At 54.7% G+C, this 24,604-nt stretch carries 24 protein-coding genes and 2 pseudogenes; 21 read left to right on the plus strand and 5 right to left on the minus strand.

All coding sequences use genetic code 11. The features are described 5' to 3' along the window. Positions 1 to 41 precede the first annotated feature (41 nt). The gene (locus ETV65_RS16635; protein ID WP_129953961.1) at positions 42 to 1,487 is read right to left on the minus strand and encodes an alpha/beta hydrolase; all 1,446 of its coding nucleotides are present in this window, start codon (positions 1,485 to 1,487) and stop codon (positions 42 to 44) included. 283 nt (positions 1,488 to 1,770) lie between these two features. Between ETV65_RS16635 and atzF the strand changes: the two genes are divergently transcribed. The 10 genes and pseudogenes from atzF to ETV65_RS25225 form a co-directional block, all read left to right on the plus strand. Beyond that, positions 1,771 to 3,621 carry an allophanate hydrolase gene (atzF, locus tag ETV65_RS16640; protein ID WP_129953963.1) on the plus strand — a complete coding sequence of 617 codons (1,851 nt, stop codon included), beginning with the start codon at positions 1,771 to 1,773 and terminating at the stop codon, positions 3,619 to 3,621. Between the two features lie 9 nt (positions 3,622 to 3,630). Beyond that, positions 3,631 to 7,263 carry an urea carboxylase gene (uca, locus tag ETV65_RS16645; RefSeq protein WP_129953964.1) on the plus strand — a complete coding sequence of 1,211 codons (3,633 nt, stop codon included), beginning with the start codon at positions 3,631 to 3,633 and terminating at the stop codon, positions 7,261 to 7,263. 40 nt (positions 7,264 to 7,303) lie between these two features. Beyond that, positions 7,304 to 8,026 carry a GntR family transcriptional regulator gene (locus ETV65_RS16650; protein ID WP_129953966.1) on the plus strand — a complete coding sequence of 241 codons (723 nt, stop codon included), beginning with the start codon at positions 7,304 to 7,306 and terminating at the stop codon, positions 8,024 to 8,026. 84 nt (positions 8,027 to 8,110) lie between these two features. After that, positions 8,111 to 9,379 (plus strand): urea ABC transporter substrate-binding protein, encoded by a 1,269-nt coding sequence (urtA, locus tag ETV65_RS16655; protein WP_129953968.1) that lies wholly within the window; start codon positions 8,111 to 8,113, stop codon positions 9,377 to 9,379. A 140-nt stretch (positions 9,380 to 9,519) separates the two neighbouring features. After that, complete coding sequence (gene urtB / locus ETV65_RS16660) at positions 9,520 to 11,097, plus strand: urea ABC transporter permease subunit UrtB (RefSeq protein ID WP_129953970.1); 1,578 nt, start codon at positions 9,520 to 9,522, stop codon at positions 11,095 to 11,097. Beyond that, positions 11,097 to 12,170 (plus strand): urea ABC transporter permease subunit UrtC, encoded by a 1,074-nt coding sequence (urtC, locus tag ETV65_RS16665; RefSeq protein ID WP_129953972.1) that lies wholly within the window; start codon positions 11,097 to 11,099, stop codon positions 12,168 to 12,170. The genes urtB and urtC overlap by 1 nt, the downstream gene beginning before the upstream one ends. Then, a complete protein-coding gene (gene urtD, locus ETV65_RS16670; RefSeq protein ID WP_205951600.1) occupies positions 12,170 to 12,976 on the plus strand; it encodes an urea ABC transporter ATP-binding protein UrtD in 807 nt (268 codons plus the stop codon). The genes urtC and urtD overlap by 1 nt, the downstream gene beginning before the upstream one ends. Before the next feature lie 11 nt (positions 12,977 to 12,987). Beyond that, a complete protein-coding gene (gene urtE / locus ETV65_RS16675) occupies positions 12,988 to 13,686 on the plus strand; it encodes an urea ABC transporter ATP-binding subunit UrtE (RefSeq protein ID WP_129953974.1) in 699 nt (232 codons plus the stop codon). An 84-nt stretch (positions 13,687 to 13,770) separates the two neighbouring features. Further along, positions 13,771 to 14,151 (plus strand): hypothetical protein, encoded by a 381-nt coding sequence (locus tag ETV65_RS16680; RefSeq protein WP_129953975.1) that lies wholly within the window; start codon positions 13,771 to 13,773, stop codon positions 14,149 to 14,151. Positions 14,152 to 14,240: 89 nt separating this feature from the next. Then, positions 14,241 to 14,315 (plus strand): annotated as a pseudogene (locus ETV65_RS25225) (antitoxin); the annotation flags it as partial. A gap of 250 nt (positions 14,316 to 14,565) precedes the next feature. On the opposite strand, the gene ETV65_RS16690 reads toward ETV65_RS25225, so the two are convergent. Continuing rightward, entirely contained in the window at positions 14,566 to 14,814 is a 249-nt protein-coding gene (locus ETV65_RS16690) for a GlsB/YeaQ/YmgE family stress response membrane protein (protein ID WP_129953977.1), read from the minus strand. Between the two features lie 404 nt (positions 14,815 to 15,218). On the opposite strand from ETV65_RS16690, the gene ETV65_RS16695 reads away from it, so the two are divergent. The 3 genes from ETV65_RS16695 to ETV65_RS16705 all read left to right on the plus strand — a co-directional run bounded on the left by ETV65_RS16695 (position 15,219) and on the right by ETV65_RS16705 (position 16,734). Further along, positions 15,219 to 15,476 (plus strand): YdgH/BhsA/McbA-like domain containing protein, encoded by a 258-nt coding sequence (locus tag ETV65_RS16695; protein WP_129953978.1) that lies wholly within the window; start codon positions 15,219 to 15,221, stop codon positions 15,474 to 15,476. Between the two features lie 156 nt (positions 15,477 to 15,632). Beyond that, on the plus strand, positions 15,633 to 16,268 hold the full coding sequence (locus tag ETV65_RS16700; RefSeq protein WP_129953980.1) for a LysE family translocator: 636 nt from the start codon (positions 15,633 to 15,635) through the stop codon (positions 16,266 to 16,268). A gap of 19 nt (positions 16,269 to 16,287) precedes the next feature. Continuing rightward, a complete protein-coding gene (locus ETV65_RS16705; protein ID WP_129953982.1) occupies positions 16,288 to 16,734 on the plus strand; it encodes a GNAT family N-acetyltransferase in 447 nt (148 codons plus the stop codon). Here ETV65_RS16705 and yfcF read toward each other — a convergent pair. Beyond that, positions 16,726 to 17,355 carry a glutathione transferase gene (gene yfcF / locus ETV65_RS16710; RefSeq protein WP_129953984.1) on the minus strand — a complete coding sequence of 210 codons (630 nt, stop codon included), beginning with the start codon at positions 17,353 to 17,355 and terminating at the stop codon, positions 16,726 to 16,728. The genes ETV65_RS16705 and yfcF overlap by 9 nt on opposite strands. A gap of 294 nt (positions 17,356 to 17,649) precedes the next feature. Here yfcF and ETV65_RS25020 point away from each other — a divergent pair, with 294 nt between their 5' ends. The 4 genes and pseudogenes from ETV65_RS25020 to ETV65_RS16730 all read left to right on the plus strand — a co-directional run bounded on the left by ETV65_RS25020 (position 17,650) and on the right by ETV65_RS16730 (position 19,680). After that, positions 17,650 to 17,796, plus strand: a complete 147-nt coding sequence (locus ETV65_RS25020; protein ID WP_205951601.1) for a hypothetical protein — start codon at positions 17,650 to 17,652, stop codon at positions 17,794 to 17,796. A gap of 453 nt (positions 17,797 to 18,249) precedes the next feature. Further along, positions 18,250 to 18,441 (plus strand): annotated as a pseudogene (locus ETV65_RS16720) (type VI secretion system tube protein Hcp); the annotation flags it as partial. 217 nt (positions 18,442 to 18,658) lie between these two features. Further along, a complete protein-coding gene (locus tag ETV65_RS16725) occupies positions 18,659 to 19,195 on the plus strand; it encodes a hypothetical protein (protein WP_129953986.1) in 537 nt (178 codons plus the stop codon). 5 nt (positions 19,196 to 19,200) lie between these two features. Then, positions 19,201 to 19,680, plus strand: a complete 480-nt coding sequence (locus ETV65_RS16730; protein WP_129953988.1) for a GNAT family N-acetyltransferase — start codon at positions 19,201 to 19,203, stop codon at positions 19,678 to 19,680. Positions 19,681 to 19,689: 9 nt separating this feature from the next. On the opposite strand, the gene ETV65_RS16735 is transcribed toward ETV65_RS16730, so the two are convergent. Then, positions 19,690 to 20,142, minus strand: a complete 453-nt coding sequence (locus tag ETV65_RS16735) for a GNAT family N-acetyltransferase (RefSeq protein WP_129953990.1) — start codon at positions 20,140 to 20,142, stop codon at positions 19,690 to 19,692. A 29-nt stretch (positions 20,143 to 20,171) separates the two neighbouring features. Beyond that, on the minus strand, positions 20,172 to 20,738 hold the full coding sequence (locus ETV65_RS16740; RefSeq protein ID WP_129953991.1) for an XRE family transcriptional regulator: 567 nt from the start codon (positions 20,736 to 20,738) through the stop codon (positions 20,172 to 20,174). A 138-nt stretch (positions 20,739 to 20,876) separates the two neighbouring features. On the opposite strand from ETV65_RS16740, the gene ETV65_RS16745 reads away from it, so the two are divergent. From ETV65_RS16745 to ETV65_RS16760, 4 genes are all read left to right on the plus strand, one after another. Further along, on the plus strand, positions 20,877 to 22,079 hold the full coding sequence (locus ETV65_RS16745) for a benzoate/H(+) symporter BenE family transporter (protein ID WP_129953993.1): 1,203 nt from the start codon (positions 20,877 to 20,879) through the stop codon (positions 22,077 to 22,079). A gap of 122 nt (positions 22,080 to 22,201) precedes the next feature. Then, complete coding sequence (idnD, locus tag ETV65_RS16750; RefSeq protein WP_129953995.1) at positions 22,202 to 23,233, plus strand: L-idonate 5-dehydrogenase; 1,032 nt, start codon at positions 22,202 to 22,204, stop codon at positions 23,231 to 23,233. 87 nt (positions 23,234 to 23,320) lie between these two features. Beyond that, entirely contained in the window at positions 23,321 to 23,917 is a 597-nt protein-coding gene (locus tag ETV65_RS16755; protein ID WP_129953997.1) for a DJ-1/PfpI family protein, read from the plus strand. Positions 23,918 to 24,045: 128 nt separating this feature from the next. Then, positions 24,046 to 24,600, plus strand: coding sequence for an isochorismatase family protein (locus ETV65_RS16760; RefSeq protein ID WP_129953999.1), 555 nt, complete (start codon positions 24,046 to 24,048; stop codon positions 24,598 to 24,600). Positions 24,601 to 24,604: the final 4 nt, after the last annotated feature.

The following is a 24,604-nucleotide window of genomic DNA, read 5'->3' on the forward strand; positions in this document are numbered from 1 at the left end:
TTATCGCAAGCATATTTTATTGTTCATCTGCTTTGCCTGCATCAAAAACCTTCAATACGCTGCAACATGTACGGATAAAACGGGTTAGATGAAACCCGCATCAGTTGATCCATACTCACCACCAGTGCGCCATTTTCCCCGCGGGCCGCCAGTGTTCCCAGCCTGATGCCAAATTGCGCCGGGCCTTGAGGACTGCGCCCGTACAACGAATCGTCAGTCGGGAAAGGCAGCGAGACATGCGATAACGAATAGAACTCTGAAGGATAATTCAACCCCAGCGGGCTGACCGTCGCAGTACCTTGCCCCGCCGCGGTAGTTTTTGCGACAGCGGCGGCATCATCCGGTGAGGCATTGGTGACAACCGTTGTCTGATACGTGCGCGGTGGCGCAGGTAACAGGCGCTCTGCTGCAGCTTCAGAGGAAGGACGCAACAGCGGGCCGACATAAGCACTGCGGTTGATATCAAACAGCACCAGCTGGCTGCCGTTGGCGGGAAGCTGATTAAACAACGCCGTCACCACCGCACGGGAACTGACGGTGGAATCGACAACTGACTGAAACGCCAGCAACGGCGGTAACTGCGCCAGCTTGCCAGTTTGCGCATCCTTGCTGATCTGCTGCTGCAAAACATGAGTAAGCAGATAGGACTGACGGGCGGCTTTTACAGGGAAGGAATTGTATTTAAAAGGATTAAATTCCGGCATCAGGTTCAGCCAGGCCGTTTTGGCAAAGGCCGGGAAAATAGCCGGCCAGCCCGCATAGCCTGCAAAGCGCGCAAAACTCGTCACACCAATCATCGGGGAAATCAGCACCACGCGCGTAGGCCTCGCCAGTGCAGGGTTATCAAGGGCATCCAGCGTGTATTTCATCGCCAGCGCTCCCCCGTTTGAAAAACCCACCAGTTGCAGTGGCACATCTGTGCCAGCTGCGCGACGCGCCTCACGCACCGCCAGCCGGGTGGCCGCCAGCCACTGCTCCCAGTCCACCCGCGTCAGCCCGCCGGGTACGGTGCCGTGGCCGGGCAGACGGATACCGACAGCCACAAATCCACGGCGGCGATAATCCTGCGCAATATGCCTCAGGCTGTAAGGGGAATCCGTCAGGCCGTGTAACAACACCACAGCGCCGACCGGCTTACCGTCGGGCATCAGTTCATAAGAACGGTTCCAGTCCTGTGCAAAACGTTCCGGATAAATCGGGCTGCGGTCATAATAGCGGTTGAGCGGGATACGATCCCCGCTGTCCAGCTTATCCGTCACCTGCTGCTTCACTTCAACAAAAGCCTGTTGCTCGGCACGTAAATAGGCAGGCCAGTCGCTTTTATCAAGCTGTTCGGCGCTCAGCTCGTCCGGCACCAGTTTATGCCATGGCTCAAGCGGCGGCCCCTGTAAGGCATCATAAGTACGCACCCCGAAAAGCGTAATAACCACCAGAATCAGTGCCAGTAACAGTTTTTTCAGGCGTTCAGAGAGACGACGAAGTTGCATTAAGCAGGGGTTTCCTAAAAAAGTTTTGCAGAAAGACAGCCTCTTAAAGATATGTCCTTCAGGAGCATTATTGGGAAAATAATAATGCAATTACCTGGAACGGTGGCTGCACAAAGCGCAAATTTTCGCCCCATTTTTGTTCAGTTGCATTCCGTCCATGGTGCAACAAATATACAGCCCGGTTATATAACGAACCCTAAACCCATTAATATCAATAGCTAATGATTTGGCACAGGCTTTGCTTAGATGAATTCAATCTTGTATACCAGATGGGATTCAGAAAATGGCCTCAGTTTCAGACACCGTTGCGTCACCCTTTCGCGGCTTTACCTTACGGGAATGGCAGCAACATTATCGCAGCGCGCCGGACAGCCTGCGCACCACGCTTTCCCTGGTTTTGGCAAGCCTGAGTGAAACAGACACCGCCTGGATTTATCTCGCCACGGCAGAGCAGCTTGAAGCACAAATCACCCGTCTTGAAACCCTGCGCGATCAGGCTGAAGGTTCCCTGAGCGCCCTGCCGTTGTTTGGCGTGCCGTTCGCCGTCAAAGACAATATGGATATCGCTGGCTGGCCGACCACGGCAGCCTGTCCGGCGTTTGCTTATACCGCAGATGCGGATGCCACCGTTATCGCCAACCTGAAAGCCAAAGGCGCGGTGGTGATCGGTAAAACCAATCTGGATCAGTTTGCCACCGGTCTGGTGGGCACCCGCTCACCGTATGGCGCCGTACGTAATACATTCAATCCGGAGTACGTCAGTGGTGGTTCCAGTTCCGGTTCTGCATCGGTGCTGGCCCGCGGTCTGGTGGCATTTTCGCTGGGTACCGACACCGCCGGCTCCGGACGCGTTCCGGCTGGCTTTAATAATATTGTCGGGCTGAAACCGACCAAAGGCTGGCTGTCGAATACCGGTGTGGTGCCGGCCTGTCGCCTGAATGATACCGTCTCGATTTTCGCCCTGACCGTCGCCGATGCCCAAATCGTTGCCCACGCCGCTGGCGGATATGATGCCGCCGATGCCTATTCCCGTAAAAATCCACATACCGCGCCGGTGGCCTTACCGGCACAGCCGCGCATTGCCGTGCCCGATCGTCTGGAATTCTTTGGCGATACACAGGCAGAAGCGGCATTTAACCAGGCCCTCGATCACCTGCGCCACCATGGGGTGACACTGGAACCCATTGATTTCACGCCGTTCCGCGAACTGGCTGAACAGTTGTATTACGGTGCGTGGGTGGCAGAACGTACCGTGGCGGTTGGCGAAATATTTGAGGAAAGTCCGGAAGCGATGGATCCGGTCGTGCGCGGGATAGTGACTAATGGCGTGAACTATACCGCCTGTGACGCCTGGCGCGCCGAGTATTTACGGGCGGAACTGGCGCGCAAAATTCATCTGGCGCTGGAAGGATTTGACGCGCTGGTCGTGCCGACATCGCCAACCATCCGCACACAGGAAGAGTTGGTACAGGAGCCGGTGCTCTACAACTCGCAGTTCGGCATTTACACCAACTTCACCAATCTGGCGGATTTGTCAGCGCTGGCGCTACCTGCCGGTCTGCGTGCGGACGGCCTGCCCGCCGGTATCACCCTTATCGCTCCCGCCTGGCACGATGATGCGCTGGCGAATTTTGGCCGTCAGTGGCAGCGCAGCCTGAGCCTGCCGCTTGGTGCGACCGGGTTTACGATGAAACCTGAAGAATTCATGACTGCCACGCCGGTGAATGCTGCCTGCGTGCGCGTCGCCGTAGTCGGCGCTCACCTGACCGGTATGCCACTCAATTTCCAGCTCACCAGCCGCCATGCGGTGCGCGTCGAACAAACCACTACCGCGGCTACCTACAAGCTCTACGCCCTCGCCAACACCACACCGCCCAAACCGGGGCTGGTGCGGGCGGAAGGCGGCAGCACCATCATCGTCGAACTCTGGGATATCCCGCTGGCGCGCTTTGGTGAATTTGTCGCTGAAATCCCGGCACCGCTGGGTATCGGCTCTCTCGAACTGGCAGATGGCCGCATCGTAAAAGGGTTTATTTGTGAACCGTGGGCGATCAGCGGAGCCACGGATATCACGGCGTTTGGCGGCTGGAGAAGTTACCTCCACAGCCTCAATTCATCACCGGTAAAAAGCTGAGGAACGCACATGTTCAATATCGTATTGATTGCTAACCGTGGCGAAATCGCCTGCCGTGCGATCCGCACGCTGAAACGTCTGGGCATTACCAGCGTGGCCGTTTATTCCGATGCCGACCGCAATGCACCGCATGTCACACAGGCGGATATCGCCATCGCGCTGGGCGGCGAAAAGGCCAGTGATAGCTACCTGATGATCGACAAAATTCTGGCCGCCGCCAAAGAAACCGGCGCGCAGGCAATTTATCCGGGATACGGCTTTTTATCCGAAAGCGCAGAATTCGCCGATGCCTGCGAAGCCGCCGGGATTGCCTTTATCGGCCCGACCGCCGGACAAATCCGCGAGTTTGGCCTCAAGCATCGCGCCCGCGAATTAGCCGGAGCCGCAAATGTGCCGATGACGCCGGGCACCGGTTTGCTCGACAGCATTGATGACGCGGTGAAAGCTGCCGCTGAAATCGGCTATCCGGTGATGCTGAAAAGTACCGCGGGCGGCGGGGGGATTGGCCTGACGCGCTGCGACGATGAAGAGGCATTACGCGCCGCGTGGGACAGCGTGAAACGTCTCGGCGAGCAGTTTTTCCGTGATGCCGGTGTGTTTCTGGAACGCTTTGTCGATCGCGCCCGCCATGTCGAAGTGCAAATTTTTGGCGACGGCAAAGGCCGCGTGGTGGCCCTCGGCGAACGGGACTGTTCATTGCAGCGCCGCAATCAGAAAGTCGTGGAGGAAACGCCTGCGCCGAATCTGCCGCAGGCCAGCCGCGAAGCGTTACATCGCGCCGCCGTGCAGCTGGGTGAATCGGTCAGTTACCGCAGCGCCGGTACCGTTGAATTTATCTATGACGCCGCGCGTGACGAATTTTATTTTCTCGAAGTGAATACCCGTTTACAGGTTGAACATCCGGTCACCGAAATGGTCACCGGTCTGGATTTGATCGAATGCATGCTGAATGTTGCCGCCGGTATCCCGCTGAACTGGTCTGCCATGGAAAAAGCCCCGCAGGGCGCGTCCATGGAAGTGCGTATTTACGCTGAAGATCCGCTGAAGAATTTCCAGCCAAGTCCCGGCGTGCTGACTGAAGTATTTTTCCCCGGCGATGTGCGTGTCGACGGCTGGGTCTCTACCGGCAGCGAAGTGTCAGCATTTTATGACCCGATGATCGCCAAGCTGATTGTTCACGGCACCGATCGTCAGGATGCACTGGTGAAAATGTCCGCCGCGCTGGCCGCCACCCGCCTGCACGGTATCGCCACCAATATCGATTATTTGCGACAGGTGGTTGCCACGCCGGTATTCCGCGAAGGTCAGATGTGGACACGCATGCTCGACAGTTTTGCTTACGCGCCAAACGCCATCGAAGTGATTGCCCCCGGCACCTACAGCAGCGTGCAGGATTATCCGGGACGTCTCGGTTACTGGGATATCGGCGTGCCGCCTTCCGGCCCGATGGATGATTTCGCCTTCCGTCTCGCCAACCGCATTGTCGGAAATCATCCGGATGCCGCTGGCCTGGAATTCACGTTGCAGGGGCCGGTGTTGCGTTTTCATTGCGACACCGTTATCGCACTGACCGGTGCACGTTGCCCGGCAACGCTTGACGGCGAACCCGTGTCTTACTGGCAGCCGGTGGAGGTGAAAGCCGGTCAGACGCTGACGCTTGGCCGCGCCACGCAGGGTTGCCGCACTTATCTTGCCGTGCGTAATGGTTTCGACGTGCCGGTGTATCTCGGCAGCCGCTCAACCTTTGCGCTCGGGCAGTTTGGCGGTCACGCCGGCCGCACGCTGCGCGTCGCCGATATGCTGACCGTCTCGCAGCCGGCACTCGCGGCCTGCACTACGCCTGCGCCGGTCAGTTTACCGCAGGCAGCAGCGGAAAATATCGTGCCGCCTTACGGTGAACTCTGGAATATCGGGGTGCTTTACGGGCCACACGGCGCACCGGATTTCTTCACGAAAGAATCCATCGATGCCTTTTTTGCTGCCGAATGGCAGGTGCATTACAACTCCAACCGCCTCGGTGTGCGGCTGGTCGGTCCGAAACCGCAATGGGCGCGACAGGACGGCGGCGAAGCCGGTCTGCATCCCTCGAATGTTCATGACTGTGAATACGCCATTGGCGCGATCAACTTTACCGGCGACTTTCCGGTGATTCTGACCCGCGACGGGCCAAGCCTCGGCGGTTTCGTTTGCCCGGTGACCATCGCCAAAGCCGAACTGTGGAAAGTCGGACAGGTAAAACCGGGCGATAAAATCCGTTTCCATCCGATCAGTTTTGAGCAGGCGCAGGCGCTGGAACAGGCACAACAAGCCACGCTCGATTCACTGATGCCGGTCAACGCGGTAGCGCTGCCCGTGCCGTCCCTGCTGCCGGACAACACCGCTTCCGCCACGGTTCTTGCGGCTTTACCGGCGACGGCGGAACGCCCGTCGGTGGAATACCGTCAGGCGGGTGACGGCTACGTGCTGATTGAGTACGGCGATAACGTGCTGGATCTGGCGGTGCGCATGCGCATTTATCTGCTGATGAACGCCATCAGGGCCGCCGGTCAGCAAGGTATAGAAGAACTGTCGCCGGGCGTGCGCTCGCTGCAAATCCGCTACGACAGCCGCGTGCTGCATCAGACCGCGCTGCTGCAACATTTACTGACGCTGGAACACCATCTGGCCGATGTCAGTCAGCTGAAAATCCCGACCCGCATCGTGCATATGCCGATGGCGTTTGAAGATTCAGCGACGCTTGGCGCGGTCGAACGCTATCAGCAAACCGTGCGGGCCGAAGCGCCGTGGCTGCCCAATAACGTTGATTTCATCCAGCGCACCAACGGGCTGGCGAGCCGTGAAGAGGTGAAAAACATCATTTTCGACGCCAGCTATCTGATCCTCGGCCTGGGTGATGTCTATCTCGGCGCACCGTGCGCGGTGCCGGTCGATCCGCGCCATCGCCTGCTCAGTTCCAAATACAACCCGGCGCGGACCTTCACCGCCGAAGGCACGGTCGGCATCGGCGGCATGTACATGTGCATTTATGGCATGGATTCGCCGGGCGGCTATCAGCTGGTCGGCCGCACGCTGCCGATCTGGAATAAGTTCCTGAAAAATGAGCAGTTCAGGAATGGTGAGCCGTGGCTGCTGCACTTCTTCGACCAGGTGCGGTTCTACGAAGTTACTGAAGCCGAACTGGAAGTTCAGCGCGAAGCTTTCCGTGAAGGGCGCGCACAAATCCGTATCGAAGAGACGGAGTTCGATTTTGCGCGATATACGCAATTCCTTGCGGATAACGCCGCCGATATTGCTGATTTTCGCACCCGGCAAACTGAAGCTTTTACCCGCGAAGTGGCGCACTGGCACGAAGCGGAAAGCGCCGCCGTGGAAGCGGCTGCCAACGCCGTGCAGTTAGTGGAAGACGATGCAGATCAGGACGGGCATTTGGTCAGCGCCGACCTCAACGGCAATGTCTGGAAAATTCTGGTGCAGCCGGGGCAGCAGGTCGAAGAAGGCCAGCCGCTGATCGTGGTGGAGGCCATGAAAATGGAGCTGTCAGTGAACGCACCCTGCGCCGGCACTGTCCTGAAAATCAGTTGCCAGCAAGGCCGTCCGGTCGGGCCAGGTGATGCATTGTTGTGGCTGGACACCGCCGTCTGAAGCCGTTCAACACTGTTTTAAAAACCTAAGGGAATATTTTATGCAACTGACTGGCCCGAAATCTTCACGCAGTAAAAGCCGTCCGGAAGGGCTGGCGGAACGCATTTATCAGCAACTGAAAGACGACATTTTCAGTTTTCGCCTGCTGCCGGGTGACCGGTTCAGTGAAAACGACATTGCCGACCGGATGGACGTCAGCCGCACACCGGTACGTCAGGCGCTGTTCTGGCTGGAGCACGAAGGCTACGTCGAAGTGTTTTTCCGCAGCGGCTGGCAGGTGCGCCCGTTCGATTTCGACTTTTTCGAGCAGCTTTATGACTTGCGCATTGTGCTTGAACTGGAAGCGGTAAAACGGCTGTGCGCATTGCCGCCTGCCGCCCAGCCCTTGCAGCTGGCCGAACTGAAAGCGTTCTGGGTTGATCAGCCTCAGCTGGCAGATGGTCAGGTGGTATCGCGTTATGACGAAGCGTTTCACATGACGCTGGTGGCTGCAGCCGGTAACGCCGAAATGGCGCGAATCCACCGCGAGCTGACGGAGAAAATCCGCATCATCCGGCGTCTGGATTTCACCAAAGGTGAGCGGGTTAACGCCACCTATAAAGAGCATGCGGGCATTTTGCTCGCCATCATTCAACAACAAACCGGGGAGGCACAACGCCAGTTACACGACCACATTGCCGTCAGTAAAGCCGAGGTGCGAAAAATTACTTTGCATATGTTGCACCGGGCGCGGGCGGAGAGTGACGAGGGCAACCCGTCATGACTTTTTTAAATGTTGTTTCGACTTTCATCATACCCGCGTTCTCTTAACGTATTTAAATCACAGCATTTTACAGAGGATTCATCTATGCAACGTCGACGTTTTATTAAAGCCTTTGCTCTTTCCGCCACCGTAGTCAGCATGGGCCTGGCCTGGAGCGCGCAGGCTGCCGACACCATCAAAGTCGGTATCATGCATTCGCTTTCCGGCACCATGGCCATTTCAGAAACTCCGCTGAAAGACGTGGCGCTGATGACCATTGACGACATCAACGCCAAAGGCGGCGTGCTGGGCAAAAAACTGGAACCGGTGGTCGTCGATCCGGCTTCCAACTGGCCACTGTTCGCCGAAAAAGCCCGCCAGTTGCTGACGCAGGATAAAGTCGCGGTAGTGTTTGGCTGCTGGACCTCGGTGTCGCGTAAATCCGTGCTGCCGGTGTTTGAAGAACTGAACGGCCTGCTGTTCTATCCGGTGCAATACGAAGGCGAAGAAATGTCGCCAAACGTGTTCTACACCGGTGCAGCGCCTAACCAGCAGGCGATCCCGGCGGTGGAATATCTGATGAGTGAAGACGGCGGTGCGGCCAAACGCTTCTTCCTGCTCGGCACCGATTATGTGTATCCGCGAACTACTAACAAAATTCTGCGCGCCTTCCTGCATTCCAAAGGCGTGAAAGACAGCGATATCGAAGAAGTCTATACGCCGTTCGGTTACAGCGATTATCAGACTATCGTCTCCAACATTAAGAAATTCTCCGCAGGCGGAAAAACTGCCGTGATTTCCACTATCAACGGTGATTCCAACGTGCCGTTCTACAAAGAACTGGCAAATCAGGGTGTGAAAGCGACCGATGTGCCGGTAGTGGCGTTCTCTGTGGGTGAAGAAGAACTGCGTGGGATCGACACCAAACCGCTGGTGGGCGATCTCGCGGCGTGGAACTACTTCGAGTCCGTCGATAACCCGACCAACAAGAAATTCGTGGCCGAATGGAAGGCCTACGCTAAAGCCCACAAACTGCCAAACGCCGATAATGCGGTCACCAACGACCCGATGGAAGCGACTTATGTCGGTATCCATATGTGGGCACAGGCGGTGGAAAAAGCCGGTACGACGGACGTGGATAAAGTCCGCGCCGCCATGGCCGGGCAGACCTTCGCCGCACCATCCGGCTTCACGCTGACCATGGATAAAACCAACCATCACCTGCACAAACCGGTGATGATCGGCGAAATCGAATCCAACGGTCAGTTCAATGTGGTCTGGCAGACCGACAAACCTATCCGCGCCCAGCCGTGGAGCCCGTACATCGCGGGTAACGATAAAAAGCCAGATACTCCGGTAAAAACGACTCACTGATCATTCATGAGTCGCCATTAATACCCCAACCCTCCCCTTCGCAGGGGAGGGAGCAGATCGGCGCTTTTCACTCCTCCCCCTGCGAAGGGGGGGACTGGGGAGAGGGTTTAGCAACGAACTCCGGGCAACAGGAAAACATCATGACGCATTTTTTATCTCACTTCAGGCCACTGGTTTTCCTGCTTGGTTGCCTTCCGCTTCTGGCCGTGGCGGGGGCGGCGAATGACTTTGCTGCCGCCAGCCGCAGCCAGCAGGCCACGTTATTACAGCAATGGGCGGCTGATCCGCAGCCGGAAAGACTGCCCCTGCTCGAAGCACTGAAACAGGAAAACGTCGTTACCGACGAAGCGAAACATGCGTTTGTGCAAAAGGGTGAGCAGCTGGCACCGCTGGAAGGTGACGTGAAGCCGCAGGGCGAAGTCAAAAAAGTCTGGCTGAATAACCGTCTGCGTATCCTGATTGCCAATGCGCTTTCCGCACACCGTCTGGTGAGCACAGACAGCGCCGTCCGGTTGCAGGCCGCCAAATCTCTGCAACGCGAAGCGCAGGCCGATCAGTTGCCGCTGCTGACCCGTCGTCTTGAGCTGGAAAAGGACAGCACGGTGCACGACGCCCTTTCCATCGCGCTGGCGAATTTACAGCTGGCCGATACCCGTCCGCAGGTGCGCCTGAAGGCCGTTGAACTGCTCGGCACGTCGGGCGATCCGGACACGCAAGGCCGTCTGCAAAGCCTGACGGATCCGAAAACCGAGCCTGACGCTACGGTGCGCAACGCCGCGCTCGCCAGCCTGAAAGCGGTGCAGCATCGCCTGATGATTGGCGATTTGCTCGGGCAGGCGTTTACCGGTTTGTCGCTCGGCTCGATTCTGCTGCTGGCTGCCCTCGGTCTGGCGATCACTTACGGTTTGCTGGGCGTGATTAACATGGCGCACGGCGAAATGTTAATGATCGGCTCCTATTCGACCTATATGGTGCAGTCGCTGTTTCAGCACTACGCGCCGGGTCTGCTGGCGCTGTATCCGCTGGTCGCGCTGCCGGTAGCCTTTTTCATTACCGCCGGGATTGGCATGGCGCTGGAGCGCACCGTCATCCGCCATTTATACGGACGCCCTCTGGAAACCTTGCTGGCAACCTGGGGCATCAGCCTGATCCTCATCCAGGGCGTGCGCATGCTGTTTGGCGCGCAAAACGTCGAAGTGGCGAACCCCGGCTGGCTCTCCGGCGGCATTCAGTTGCTGCCAAATCTGGTGCTGCCGTACAACCGCATCGCGGTAATCATCTTCGTATTGCTGGTGCTCGGCCTGACCTGGTTGCTGCTCAATAAAACCCGGCTGGGCATGAACGTACGTGCCGTGACGCAAAACCGCGCCATGGCGGCCTGCTGCGGCGTACCGACCGGACGCGTCGATATGCTGGCGTTCGGTCTTGGTTCCGGCATTGCCGGTTTAGGCGGCGTGGCATTATCGCAGCTCAGCAATGTCGGCCCGGAACTCGGCCAGGGCTATATCATCGACTCCTTCTTAGTCGTGGTGCTTGGCGGTGTCGGACAACTGGCCGGTACCGTGGTGGCGGCTTTTGGGCTGGGCATCGTGAACAAAATTCTTGAGCCGGAGATCGGCGCGGTATTGGGGAAAATCCTGATCCTCGCGCTGATTATCCTGTTTATTCAGAAACGTCCTCAGGGACTCTTCGCCTTCAAAGGCAGGGTGATTGACTGATGAGCCAGCCTCTGACGATTACCGGCGTACAAAAAGCGCCAAAGATTGCGATTTCGGTGGGCACGCTGGTGCTTATCGGTCTGATTGTGATGCCGTTTCTGGCGCTGTTGCCCGCCAGTAATCCGCTGGCGATCTCCACCTATACGCTGACATTGATCGGCAAGATCCTCTGCTACGCGATCGTGGCGATCGCGCTCGATCTGGTCTGGGGTTACGCCGGTTTGCTGTCGCTCGGCCACGGGTTATTTTTCGCCCTTGGCGGTTATGCGATGGGCATGTATTTAATGCGGCAGGCCGCAGGCAGCGGACTGCCGGATTTTATGTCGTTTCTGTCGTGGACGGAGCTGCCGTGGTTCTGGGCGGGTACCCAGCATTTTGCGTGGGCGTTGTGTCTGATCGTACTGGTGCCCGGCGCGCTGGCGTTTGTTTTCGGTTATTTCGCCTTCCGCTCAAAAATCAAAGGTGTCTATTTTTCGATCATGACGCAGGCGCTGACTTACGCCGGTATGTTGCTGTTTTTCCGCAATGAAACCGGCTTCGGCGGCAATAACGGTTTCACCGGTTTCACCACCCTGCTCGGCTTTCCGGTTACCGCTACCGGTACCCGCGTGGGATTATTTTTAGCCACGGTTATGGTGCTGGTCGCCAGTCTGGCGCTCGGCTTTGCGCTGGCGCGCAGTAAATATGGCCGCGTGCTGACGGCGGTGCGCGACGCAGAAAACCGGTTGATTTTCTGCGGCTACGATCCGAAAGGCTTCAAGCTGTTCGTCTGGACAATTTCCGCCATGCTATGCGGCCTGGCGGGTGCGCTGTATGTGCCGCAGGTCGGAATTATCAACCCGGGTGAAATGTCGCCGACCAACTCCATCGAAGCGGCTATCTGGGTGGCCCTCGGCGGACGCGGCACGCTGATCGGCCCGATTATTGGCGCAGGCATCGTCAACGGCGCGAAAAGCTGGTTCACCGTCGCCATTCCCGAATACTGGCAATTTGTGCTCGGTGGCATGTTTATTCTGGTGACGCTGTTCCTGCCGCAAGGTGTGATTGGCCTGCTGCGCAAGAGGAAATCCTGATGGATCCGCTCAACATGACCGAAGACCTGTTTACCCGGCCGCAGCTGGCGGACCGACATCGCGAACAAACTGACCCGATTTTGCAACTGGAAAACATCAACGTCAGTTTTGACGGATTTAAGGCGCTGACCAATTTGTCGCTGAACATCGGCGTCGGTGAATTACGCTGTGTAATCGGCCCGAACGGCGCGGGAAAAACCACGCTGATGGATGTCATCACCGGCAAAACCAAACCGCAAAGCGGCCGCGTTTTTTACGATCAGCGTACCGATCTGACGAAGCTGGATCCGGTGCAGATTGCGCAGTCCGGCATCGGGCGGAAATTCCAGAAACCGACCGTATTTGAAGCACTGACCGTATTCGAAAATCTGGAAATCGCGCAGAAAACCCATAAATCGGTATGGGCCTGTCTGCGTGCCAAAATGAACAGCGAACAGCGTGACCGCATTGATGAAATGCTTGGTACGCTGCGCCTGGCAGCGGAACGCCACCGGCCAGCAGGCCTGCTTTCGCATGGCCAGAAACAGTTTCTGGAAATCGGCATGCTGCTGGTACAGGAGCCGCATCTGTTGCTGCTCGACGAGCCGGCGGCAGGCATGACTGATGCCGAAACCGAATACACCGCCGAGTTGTTCAAACAACTGGCGGGCAGACATTCGCTGATGGTAGTCGAGCACGATATGGGGTTTGTGGAAACCATCGCTGACCACGTCACCGTGCTGCATCAGGGCCAGGTACTGGCTGAAGGCTCGCTGCGTGAAGTGCAGGCCAACGAGCAGGTCATCGACGTGTATTTAGGACGCTGAGGAATCGCATTATGTTGCAGGTAAATGAACTGAATCAGTTTTACGGCGGCAGCCACATTTTGCGCGGCCTGTCTTTCGAGGCAAAAATCGGTGAGGTCACCTGCCTGCTCGGGCGTAATGGTGTCGGGAAAACTACACTGCTCAAGTGCCTGATGGGACTGATTCCGGCGAAGTCCGGCACCATCAGCTGGCAGGATCAGGTGATCAATAACCGCAAACCGCACCAGCGCGTGCAGGCGGGGATCGCTTACGTCCCGCAGGGACGCGAAATTTTTCCGCGCCTGACGGTGGAAGAAAATCTGCTGATGGGATTATCGCGTTTCTCCGGCAGTGCGGCAAAGCAGGTGCCGGATGAAATCTATCACCTGTTCCCGATCCTGCTGGAAATGAAACATCGCCGTGGCGGTGATTTGTCCGGCGGCCAGCAGCAGCAACTGGCAATCGGCCGCGCGCTGGCCTGTAAGCCGGGCCTGCTGATCCTCGACGAACCGACAGAAGGCATTCAGCCATCGGTGATCAAGGAAATCGGCGCAGTGATCAAACAGCTCGCCGCCCGGGGCGACATGGCGATCCTGCTGGTTGAACAATTCTATGATTTCGCTGCCGCTCTGGCCGACAGCTATCTGGTGATGTCGCGCGGCAGCATTGTGAAACGCGGTCGCGGGGCAGAAATGGAGGCGGAAGGAGTTCGGGGGCTGGTGGCAATTTAGTCGCACTGACTTTTTAGAAGACAAGCCGACATTTTTCCGCCACATTTAGACCCTTTTTAAGTCCGCACTGAAAAGAATAAGAGTATGAAAATCAAAAGTCAGGAAGCCCTGATGCGTCAGCGTAAGCGCTGGATCATGCTGGCGGTGCTGGTGGCGGTTATCGCCGGGTGCCATCAGTGGTGGAAACAGGGGAAGCTGGTTTCGGAGCAGTGGAGCCCGAATAAACAGTACGTGGTGCGCGAGTATAAAACCTTTGAATTTATCCCGCGCATGACCATGCCGGGCGATGGCGGTCATTACTCCGGCTACATGCGCGTATATAACCGTGACGGTAAGCAGTTTTACGAAGAGTATTCCGACCTTCTCGACTTTATCGAAGGCCCGTTCTGGGCGAAAGAAGGCGTCTACTGGATGGGCAATGAAAATCAGGACATCGTGCGGCTGCCGACGTCGCCGGTGGAGTGAAACTTCACTGATGAAACCTTAGGCTGTTTAGGATTAACAGCCGTACAATATTTCGAATGAATCGAACGAATCATTCGAAGGAAGTCAACATGAAGTCACTAAGCGCTAATGAAGTCAAAACTCAATTTGGTGATGTTCTTTTGAGAGTCCAGCGGGAACCTGTGTAAATCAATCGGAACGGCAAACCCGTAGATCTCTTCCGGTTTCTCCATCAGCACCATGTGACGTACTTTTTAACCACTCCTGCCGGGCTCGTATTTATGGTAATCATGCATAAGAGCCGATCGCCTGCCGATACTCTTTCCATGAGATTGCATGAGCCTGAAGCCAGTTATCAGGTTATGCTTCAGGATTAACAGACAAAAAAAGCCGCGACTTGCGCGGCTTTTAACATTTCAGCATCAGAGTAAATCTTTAACTTCTGACTTTACGGTAGATAAACAGCACAACGATTGCACCAATCACCGCGACAACGAAGCTGCCGAAGTTGAATCCGTCCACGCGACCAAAGCCGAAGAAGGTACTGATATAACCCCCTACAACAGCACCGACAACACCCAGAACGACAGTCAGAATGAATCCGCCGCCATCTCTGCCTGGCATGATCCACTTCGCCAGAATACCTGCGATCAGACCAAAGATAATCCAGGATAAAATTCCCATTTTTCGACTCCTCCGAATAAATTTCCGTTACCGTGAATATTGTTCAGCCAAGTTAGCCAAACAAGAGCAGAACGATTCAGGCCCTGCGAGCAGAACGCGTGTTTTACACGCATGCCCTCCTTCTTGAACTACAGATAAAGTCTAGCACCATTCTACAAAACCGCCCAAAATCAGCAGGAAGGGAAGAAATGCAGAGAAATCTAAGGCACTTTCAGACAGTGTCAGCACGAATGCGGTTTCGTCAGTTGCCTGCACGGGGACGTAAAATTGCGTAAAAAGTAGGCCAAATTTTTTGAACGAGATACTCAAATCAATCCGTTTTTCATCCCTGAAGATCACGCCTATTATACATTCATCGAAAGGCAACCACCTTTCACTCTCATAACCTGAATGGATAAATCATCATGAAAAACATCAAAATTTTTGCTGTAGCTGCCACCCTTTCCCTGATCTCTTTCGGCAGCTTCGCGGCTCAGCAGATTAATCAGCCAACAAATGACATGCAGAAAATCGGTGTAATTTCCGCCGCCAACTCCACCTCTATCAGTGGCCTGGAAGCGAAACTTTCTCAACAAGCACAGGAAGCCGGTGCCTCTTCTTACCGCATCATCTCCGTGACCGGTAACAACAAACTGCACGCTGACGCTGAAATCTATAAATAATCTCCTGCATAAAACCCGCTGAAAAGCCTGTGGAAGCCCGACTTCCACAGGCTTTTTTATTTGCCCGTATTTTTATGCCGAATTTCATTTAAATTCGTGATTGCATCTGTGCCGCACGTTTCACTATTCTGGGTTTTTCGCTCATCAGGAAAAGCCATGACCCTCACCGAATCCCTGCTTTCTTACGCGCTTGCCGCCGGTATTTTAACGCTTACGCCCGGTCTCGATACCGCACTGGTGTTGCGCACTGCTGCCAGTCAGGGCAGTAAAAAAGCGCTGTTTACCGCTTTTGGCATCAGCACAGGATGTCTGGTCTGGGGCGCAATGGTGGCACTCGGTCTCGGTGCCGTGCTGGCTGCTTCTGAAATCGCCTTCAATGTTTTGAAATGGATCGGTGCCGCGTATCTGGCCTGGCTGGGACTGCAGATGTTGTTCAAACCCCGCAGCGAAATGAACATGGATGCGCCGGAAAGCCGCCACAAAGCCTTGCGTATCGGAAACTCGCCGTTCGTTAAAGGTCTTTTTGGCAATGTGCTTAACCCGAAAGTCGGCGTGTTTTATGTCTCCTTCCTGCCGCAGTTCGTCGCCACCGGCTATCCTGTCGGGCCATATATTTTCGGCCTCGCCGCCATGCATGCGGTGATCGGGACGTTATGGTCAGTCACGATGATTTCGGCCACCCGCCCGCTGTCGCGCTGGTTGCGCCGTCCGGCAGTGGTCAGAACGCTGGATCGCCTTACCGGCACCGTATTTATCGCTTTTGCAGTTCGCCTCGCTACGACAAAACGTTAACAATAAAAGGAAAAATGTCATGAAGACCCGTCTCAGCCATGCCCCGACCGAAAGCGATCTCGAGGAGATCAAAACGGCACTGCGGGATTTCAACAGAAACTTTATCCCGAAACCGACATTCCGCGAGTTGGGTATTTTTGTGGAAGATGAAAATGGAAAGAAGCTGGCGGGTATCGTAGCGGAAACCGTCGGTTACTGGATGTACATAAAAATGCTATGGGTCGATGAATCGCTGCGCGGCAAAGATGTCGGCACGCAGCTGATTACAGAAGCAGAAGAAGAAGCCAAAGCACGGGGTTGCCGTTACTCGCTGGTTGATACGTTCAGTTTTCAGGCGCGGCCTTTCTATGAACGTATGGGCTATAGCATGCAAATGGCGCTGGAGGATTATATCCCTGACTCCCGTGCGCCGGACGATGCGCCCTCAACGCATACGCGGTTCTTTCTGACAAAAACGTTAAGCTGAAAGCGCCAGCCATTCCTTAACCGATGGCCGCTGCCATTGCGCATCTGCATACGCGGCCAGTTTTTCCGGTACCGGATCACCGTTCAGATGCAGACGGTTAATCATCAGCGCCAGATCCACGTCCGCAATACACCATTCGCCAAATAAATGTTCTTTGTCGCCCAACAAAAACGCGGCGGCGGCATACAGTTTTTCAGCCGCCTGCTGTCCGTTTGTACTGAGCGCCGGACGTTTCGCACCGGCAAACACCACTTCAGTTGAGCGCTCTTCGCGAATGGGCATCAGATCACTGCGCAGCCATGCCTGTACTTCACGGGCCTTGGCGCGGTTTTCAGGGTCAGCCGGGTAAATCGCCGGGAACGTCGGCGCCGGGAATAACTCTTCGACATATTCATCAATCGCAGAAGATTCGGATAAGACAAAAGCGCCGTTGGTTAATGTCGGTACGCGGCGGGTGATGGAAATCGCCGAATAATTTTCTTTCAGGTTTTCTGCATTAGCCAGATCCACCTTTTCCAGTTCAAAGGGAATGCCTTTTTCGGTTAACGCGACAAAAGCCGACATCACGTAAGGACTGAAAAAATTGGCGTCGGAATACAAAATTAGCGAAGGCTGGCTCATAGCAAACTCCTGAAAGAAAGAGAACAAAGGAGAAAAACATAGCGCAGAAAGAGGGAGGTGTCGTTAAAAACTCATTCAGATGATAAACCCGAGTGGAGTTGTTGGGATACGGGCAAATTTTCTCATTCTAAAAAATGCGTACATCATCTTATACATTCAGCTAATTTTCAGAAACTGATTAAACAAGATATTTTCCGCACCAAACTTTCGCACTTTTTTTAGCCATTGCCATTTGGCTTAAGTCAATATATCCTCTAAAAAACCGCCAAACAAACGGACTTCAAAGGGCGCCTTATGGATAATTCAGAAGAGATAGCACAGCGCATTACCGACATAATTATTTCACCTGATTCAGCTATTGGTTTGGTACATGGAATACTTTCCGTGCCAGTTGATCTGGGATATCTTGCGTATGGTTTTTTCGATACAGACTATACTTAACGATTTCGATAAATATGTTTCAGAAAGCGAACAAAACATACAGCCGATCTTTTTTCTCAGTTGTCGGCAGAACTGCAACTAATACAGTTATTGCCGGGAAAGTTGCTATCGCGATAGCTCAAGGAACAAGCTTTTTTGTGAAAGTAAGAGGCGGGGTCATTGGAAACATATTATTAGTCGGAGGAATGAAAGAACGCTGCAGTAGGTCAAATAGGCGCAATCCTTGGTGGTGCATCAGTCTGGTTTTCGTTATTCTTTGTATTTTATTTTGATACCTGGCTGGAGAGATTGCTCGCCATTTCAGCTATGGTATTTGTCATATGGATTATTGGTAAACTAATCGATAAATATTACCCGCAAGATAACTAAACATTAAAAATAAGGATATTTCATGTCAAATCCAGCATATTTATTTCTAACCGGAGTAGATGGTTCGCCCATTGTTGGTGGTTCGTTGAAGCCGAATACTTCAGTATCATTTTGGAAAATGTAAAAGTTACATCCATTGCACCAAATTTATACCCAGGCAACCAGACTGGAACACATTTTGAAACTATCCCACTACGCTATGAAAGCATTACATGGAAGTATGTAAACGGGAATATCATTTATAAAGATACCTGGAATGAACGCATAACCGCCTAATAGATCGGCGACAACCCACTACAGCCTCCCTCTCTGCTTCGGAAATCCAAAAACGACATATAAAGTCGGCATTTTTACGCCTCCAACCCACCTCATCCTTATTCATTGTAGCAATGAATAAGGATGAGGTCCGCCAAAGATAAACATTCGCATCCTGCGCCGGTCTCCCTATACTGCTGTTATGTCGGCTGATTCAGCACCTGTTCAGGAAACTCCTATGAAGTCATGGCTCTTACCTCTTCTGCTGCTTGCGCCGCTCTGCTCGCAGGCGGCATCCACGCCGAAAGAAATCAAAGCACGGTTCAGCCAGTTCAAGGTCGGGGATAAAACCATTTGCCTCGATGACGTGACTTACGCCAACAACAGCAAAATGAAAGTGATCGAGAACGGTTTTGTCGTCTCGAAGCGCAAGAATGTGCTGGTTTACCAGAGCAACACGTTATTTCTGCTCGGTAATGACGTCACGGTGAACATTAAGGCCGTGATTGAAAGCCGGGCGGGGAAAACAGGATTCAGTAACCAGTTTAAACAGGCGATGATCCGGGTCGACGGAATGGATGATCCGACACGCGCCAGTGAGAAGGCCAAAATCATTCAGTCTTTTGAAGACGTGATTGCAGATAAAAATAATGAAACCCCCTACAGCTCGGTGGCGCTGACGGATAAAGGCTACATCATCACGCAGATGGAAAGTCATTCCACCACCATCAGCGAATGCTACGTTACGCCGTATAAAAAATCGCCGAAGGAGTGATTCTGATGACCTTTTTATCCGCTATGCGTGATACTTTTTACCCGCAATTTTTTGATCAGCTGGTCAGCGATTACGCCAGAGAAAATGTCAGTTCAGGCCGCTGGCAGCAGGAAAATGCGCTGACACGATCACAAGGTGAAATAACGCGTTTGCTGCCGCAGGGCCTGGCCACACCGGATAATTATTTGTTTGAAATAAGAACAGAGGCCGACGGGGGAACTGCGGGGTATATTTGGTTTGCGGTCAGTGAGCGTCAGGGCGAGCGTAGCGCTTTTATTTATGAAGTGTCAGTGTTTCCGCAATTTCGCCGTCAGGGCCATGCCCGCGCAGCCTTTTTACAGCTGGAAGAAAAAGTGCGCGGACTGGGTTTGACATCTGTCGGCCTGAATGTGTTTTATAAAAACAGTGCTGCGCAGGCGTTATACAGCAGTCTGGGCTATGCGCCGACCAATCTGACGATGGTAAAAGCGTTAAGCGCAGAATGACAGCGCCGGTCAGCGCTGGTATTTAATAAAATCAGTCAGCCGCCCCACACGATCGTACAGTTTGCGGGCAGTATGATTCGAGGTTTGGGTCGTCCAGTAGACGTTAGCTTTATTGTTTTCATCGGCGTAGGCGTAAACCGCTTCAATCAGTTTTTTCCCGATCCCCAGTTTACGCGCGCCGTCATCGACATATAAATCCTGCAAATACACCACCTGCTGCATATGCCAGCCATGATCGTGATTGATACAGTTCACCAGACCGACCAGTTTCCCCTCATACTCCGCCACATAGCCAAACATACTGGCATACTCGGGCTGCGATAACCGCCGGAAGGTGTGATCAAACTGCGCCGGATCGAGCGTCGACTGATAAAAATCCAGGTAATCGCGCCATAACATTTCCCACTCCTGACGGTCTGCGGGCGTTAACGGACGGATCACCACATCTTGCGGCTGGCTCATCGGGACATTCTCCTGAGGAAATGAAAACGTTACGGACGTGACTGCGGATAATGTATCAGGTCGTGGAAACGTACGGAATGACCGCTTTCATTGCGGTAAGCGTGCGGGCAATCGGCGGCAAAACGCAAAGCTTCACCGGCACTGAGCAGGCGCGTCATACCGTCCACCGTCAGTGTCAGTTCTCCTTCGATAACAATGACATGCTCAATCACACCGGCTTCGTGTGGCGTGGATTCGCTGCATCCACCCGGTTCAAGATCGATAACAAACATGTCCATACGCAATGTGGTGTCAAACGGAAACAAAGGCACTACGCGCATTCCTGAGCTGTCGCTGTTAAACGTGGTCAGCAAACCGTGCCGGTGCAATGCCGCCGACTGCGCAGGCGGGGTTTCAAGAAACTCCGAGAACGAAACATTCAGGCCACTGGCGATTTTCCATAGCGTCGCAACGGTCGGGCTGGATTCGCCGCGTTCAATTTGCCCCAGCATTGCCTTGCTGACACCGGTGTGTTCTGCCGTCTGGCTGAGACTCCAGCCACGTTCGCTGCGAACGGCTTTCAGCTGGCTGCCAATATGGCGGGTGAGCTCCTGCATCCTGACTCCTCTGGCAATCATTTTTAGCGATCATGGTTGTGCGCTATAACGCACAATGATATTTTGAGCGCATCCGATGTACGCTATAACGCACAACAGCATACCGCCAGCAAGCGGTAACCAGAAGGAATTTCACCTATGGCCTCGCGTTTCAGTCCGCAGGATTTGACATTTTCGGCGGTAATCGCCGGATTTGTTGCGGTTTTAGTCGGTTATACCAGCTCCGCAGCGATTATCTTTCAGGCAGCGGAAGCGGCAGGGGCCAGCGCGGGACAAATTGGCGGCTGGCTGAGTATGCTGGGTCTGGGCATGGGGGTCACCAGCATCGGGCTATCACTGTATTACCGCACACCGGTGGTGACGGCCTGGTCGACACCCGGCGCGGCGCTGCTGGTCACCAGCCTGCCCGGCACCTCACTTAACGAAGCCATTGGCGTATTTGTCTTTGCCACCGGGCTGATCCTGCTGTGCGGCGTGACCGGCTTATTCGCCCGACTGATGCATTACATCCCGCAGGCGCTGTCAGCGGCGATGCTCGGCGGCATTCTGCTGCGCTTCGGGCTGGACGCCTTTACCTCACTGCAAAGCAATTTCGCCCTTGCAGGCACCATGTGTCTGGTGTATCTGCTGGCAAAGCGCGCCCTGCCGCGCTATGCGGTGGTGCTCGCACTGGCCGCCGGGCTGATCGTCGCCGGATTACAGGGTGATATTGCGCTGCACGGCCAGACGCTGACCTTCGCCGCACCGGCGTTTGTGATGCCGCATTTCACGCTTTCCTCAATTATCGGCATCGGCATTCCGTTTTTTGTGGTGACCATGGCCTCACAGAATGCGCCGGGCATCGCCACACTGAAAGCGCACGGCTATCATCTGCCTGTTTCGCCCCTGATTTCCTGGACGGCGCTGACTGCGTTAGTTTTAGCGCCGTTCGGCGGTTTTACCATCTGTATCGCCGCCATTACCGCCGCGATTTGTATGGGCGAGGACATTCATCCCGATCCTAAAAAACGCTATATGGCGGCCGTCTCGGCTGGCGTTTTCTATCTGATTGCGGGCGTGTTTGGCGGCTCCATCGGCATGGTCTTTACCGCCCTGCCACAGGCGCTGATCCACACCATCGCCGGGCTGGCGTTGCTCGGCACCATTGCAGGCAGCCTGTACCGCGCGCTGGAAAACGAGCGTCAGCGCGACGCGGCAATCATTACGTTTCTGATCACGGCTTCCGGTGTCACGCTGCTGGGTGTCGGTTCGGCATTCTGGGGTCTGGCGGGCGGTGTGATAACCCATCTGATCCTCAGCATGCCGGCGCGAAATCGTGATAAATCCGCCGGGAAAAGTTGAGTCCGTTCAAGTTATGGGTAACAGGTTTTCGTAACACGGCACAAGGTGACGACGATCACATTTTCTGACCGGTAAACCCTCTTTACTGGGCGCAATCAGGCCCTTTAAAGAGCGAGAATCCCATGACTATTGCCACACAATCCTGCGTCGTGACCGGGAAAAAAGACGTCTCGGTGATCCACCAGACCCTCAGCTATACCGGCCAGGGCACGCTGGTGAAAATCACCCGCGGCGGCATCTGCGGTTCGGATCTGCATTATTACGAACACGGCGCTGTCGGTGATTTCAGAGTGCGCGAGGCGATGGTGCTTGGCCATGAAGTGGTCGGTGTGGTGGAGAAATCGGATAACCCGCGTTTGCAGCCCGGTCAGAAAGTGGCGCTGAACCCGAGTAAGCCGTGCAAAGCCTGCAAGTACTGTCTGTCCGGTGACGAAAACCAATGCACCACCATGAAATTTTTCGGCAGCGCGATGTATTTCCCGCACATCAACGGCGCGTTCACGCAGTATAAAATCGTCGACAGCGACCAGTGCATTCCTTACGACAATCAGGTCAGTGACCGCCTGATGGTGTTCGCAGAACCGCTGGCCGTCGCCATTCATGCCGTAAACCAGGCGGGCGATATTCATGGTAAAACCGTGTTTGTTTCCGGCGTAGGTCCGATTGGCTGCTTAATCGTGCTGGCAGCAAAAGCCAAAGGCGCGGCGCAAATCGTGGTGACCGACCCGAGCGAACGTTGCCGTACGCTGGCACTGGCAGTTGGCGCAAATAAAGCACTGGACGCTGCACAAGGTGATTTCAGCGAATATCAGGCAGAGAAAGGCTTTTTCGATGTCTCCTTCGATGCCTCCGGCCATCCGTCTTCCATCCGCCGTTGTCTGGAAGTGACCCGCGCACGCGGCACCCTGGTGCAGGTTGGCATGGGGCCGGTAGTGAATGAATTCCCGCTGATGTCGCTGATTGCCAAAGAAATTAACTGGGTCGGCAGTTTCCGTTTCACAGAAGAATTTAATACTGCCGTCGAATGGCTGGCGAATAGAACCGTCGATCCGATGCCATTGCTGTCAGCAGAATTCCCGCAGGAAAGTCTGGTGGAAGCGCTGGAATACGCCCTGGATAAATCCAAAGCGTCAAAAGTGCAGCTGGTCTTCTAGCCCGGTCTGCAATACCAGTCACAATATCAAAACACCGTTTCATTTTATGATGTCCTCTGATTTTTATCCTCAGAGGACATTTGCATTATGGTAAAGGACAAGGCGAAAAAGCAGGTCGCGCTGCTGCTGGCTAACGGATTTGAAGAAGGCGAAGCGGTGATTGTGCTCGATATTCTTGAGCGGCTGGAGATTCAGGTCACCACGCTGGCCTGCCAGGAAAGCCTGACGCTGCGCACGTATCACGGCATTCAGATGCAGGCCAACGAACTGCTGTCCGCGCAGGGCGACCGCTTATTTGATGCTGTGGTAATGCCCGGCGGACCGGAAGGCTCAGTGGCGCTGGCGGCCAGTAAAGCGGTGGTGGAATTTGTCCGACGTCACGACGACGCCGGTAAACTGATCTGCCCGCTGTGCTCCGCTGCCGCGCGTGTGCTGGGCGGGAACGGTCTGCTGAAAGGCCGTCGTTACGTCTGTTCCGGCGATTTATACCAGGACGTGAAAGACGGCGTTTACGTCAATCAGTCCTTTGTGGAAGACGGTAACTTGCTCAGCGGAAAAGGATTAGGGCTGGCGTTTGACTTCGCCTTTCAGCTGGCGTACCGCCTGACCGGCGATGCTGAAACCACCAATTTCCAGGCTGATCACATCGATTATCACCACTGGCGCGCCGGCCAGAAGCGTTGATCAAAAAGTTGAACCGGGGCAGATGGCGCAGGTCGTCCGCCCCGGTCAGTATCCTGTCCGTTTTTGGCATTCTTCCCTTTCCAATTCAGGCGCACACTGATTTCACACTCACCAGATGGAGTCCGTAAATGACCCAAAGCGCCCTGTTAAATATCGACGTTCAGCGTTCATTTGAACAAAAAGACTTCTGGCAACAGGATGATTTACCGGCTTTCAGCGAAGCCCTCAACGGCCTGATCGCTGGCTGTCAGACCCGCAATGTACCGGTTATCGATGTATTTCACGTCAACCCTGATGGCGACTTTTCTCTGGCCTCCGGTCTGGTCACGCCAATGACTTTTCTCACACACCGGCCGCAGCATGTTGTGCATAAACATGTCCACAATGCCCTGACCGAATCCGGCCTCGATGGCTGGTTGCGCGAAAAAGGCATCACGCATCTGATTATCGCCGGTATGCGCACCGAGCAGTGCTGTGAAACCACGGCCCGGGTGGCGTCAGACCTCGGCTATTCAGTGACCTTTGTCACCGATGCGACACTGACGTTTCCGATGACGCACGCCAGTGGTATCACGCTGAGCGCACAGGAGATCAAATTGCGGACCGAACTGGTACTCGCCGACCGCTTTGCCACTGTCACTGACGTGACCGGTGCGCTGGCGCAACTCGACCGCACTGTGTGAAGAT

It is taken from the genome of Rahnella sp. RFA10(1/100) (assembly GCF_004195115.1).
Lineage (GTDB): Bacteria > Pseudomonadota > Gammaproteobacteria > Enterobacterales > Enterobacteriaceae > Rahnella > Rahnella perminowiae.

Coding starts and splice junctions, on each gene's coding strand:
- urtD (WP_205951600.1), top strand. CDS start 12,170: ATGGATCCGCTCAACATGACCGAAGACCTGTTTACCCGGCCGCAGCTG.
- uca (WP_129953964.1), top strand. CDS start 3,631: ATGTTCAATATCGTATTGATTGCTAACCGTGGCGAAATCGCCTGCCGT.
- ETV65_RS16695 (WP_129953978.1), top strand. CDS start 15,219: ATGAAAAACATCAAAATTTTTGCTGTAGCTGCCACCCTTTCCCTGATC.
- ETV65_RS16730 (WP_129953988.1), top strand. CDS start 19,201: ATGACCTTTTTATCCGCTATGCGTGATACTTTTTACCCGCAATTTTTT.
- yfcF (WP_129953984.1), bottom strand. CDS start 17,355: ATGAGCCAGCCTTCGCTAATTTTGTATTCCGACGCCAATTTTTTCAGT.
- ETV65_RS16680 (WP_129953975.1), top strand. CDS start 13,771: ATGAAAATCAAAAGTCAGGAAGCCCTGATGCGTCAGCGTAAGCGCTGG.
- urtA (WP_129953968.1), top strand. CDS start 8,111: ATGCAACGTCGACGTTTTATTAAAGCCTTTGCTCTTTCCGCCACCGTA.
- ETV65_RS16650 (WP_129953966.1), top strand. CDS start 7,304: ATGCAACTGACTGGCCCGAAATCTTCACGCAGTAAAAGCCGTCCGGAA.
- idnD (WP_129953995.1), top strand. CDS start 22,202: ATGACTATTGCCACACAATCCTGCGTCGTGACCGGGAAAAAAGACGTC.
- ETV65_RS16690 (WP_129953977.1), bottom strand. CDS start 14,814: ATGGGAATTTTATCCTGGATTATCTTTGGTCTGATCGCAGGTATTCTG.
- urtB (WP_129953970.1), top strand. CDS start 9,520: ATGACGCATTTTTTATCTCACTTCAGGCCACTGGTTTTCCTGCTTGGT.
- ETV65_RS16700 (WP_129953980.1), top strand. CDS start 15,633: ATGACCCTCACCGAATCCCTGCTTTCTTACGCGCTTGCCGCCGGTATT.
- ETV65_RS16760 (WP_129953999.1), top strand. CDS start 24,046: ATGACCCAAAGCGCCCTGTTAAATATCGACGTTCAGCGTTCATTTGAA.
- ETV65_RS16755 (WP_129953997.1), top strand. CDS start 23,321: ATGGTAAAGGACAAGGCGAAAAAGCAGGTCGCGCTGCTGCTGGCTAAC.
- ETV65_RS16735 (WP_129953990.1), bottom strand. CDS start 20,142: ATGAGCCAGCCGCAAGATGTGGTGATCCGTCCGTTAACGCCCGCAGAC.
- ETV65_RS16725 (WP_129953986.1), top strand. CDS start 18,659: ATGAAGTCATGGCTCTTACCTCTTCTGCTGCTTGCGCCGCTCTGCTCG.
- atzF (WP_129953963.1), top strand. CDS start 1,771: ATGGCCTCAGTTTCAGACACCGTTGCGTCACCCTTTCGCGGCTTTACC.
- ETV65_RS16635 (WP_129953961.1), bottom strand. CDS start 1,487: ATGCAACTTCGTCGTCTCTCTGAACGCCTGAAAAAACTGTTACTGGCA.
- urtC (WP_129953972.1), top strand. CDS start 11,097: ATGAGCCAGCCTCTGACGATTACCGGCGTACAAAAAGCGCCAAAGATT.
- ETV65_RS16705 (WP_129953982.1), top strand. CDS start 16,288: ATGAAGACCCGTCTCAGCCATGCCCCGACCGAAAGCGATCTCGAGGAG.
- urtE (WP_129953974.1), top strand. CDS start 12,988: ATGTTGCAGGTAAATGAACTGAATCAGTTTTACGGCGGCAGCCACATT.
- ETV65_RS25020 (WP_205951601.1), top strand. CDS start 17,650: ATGGATAATTCAGAAGAGATAGCACAGCGCATTACCGACATAATTATT.
- ETV65_RS16745 (WP_129953993.1), top strand. CDS start 20,877: ATGGCCTCGCGTTTCAGTCCGCAGGATTTGACATTTTCGGCGGTAATC.
- ETV65_RS16740 (WP_129953991.1), bottom strand. CDS start 20,738: ATGCAGGAGCTCACCCGCCATATTGGCAGCCAGCTGAAAGCCGTTCGC.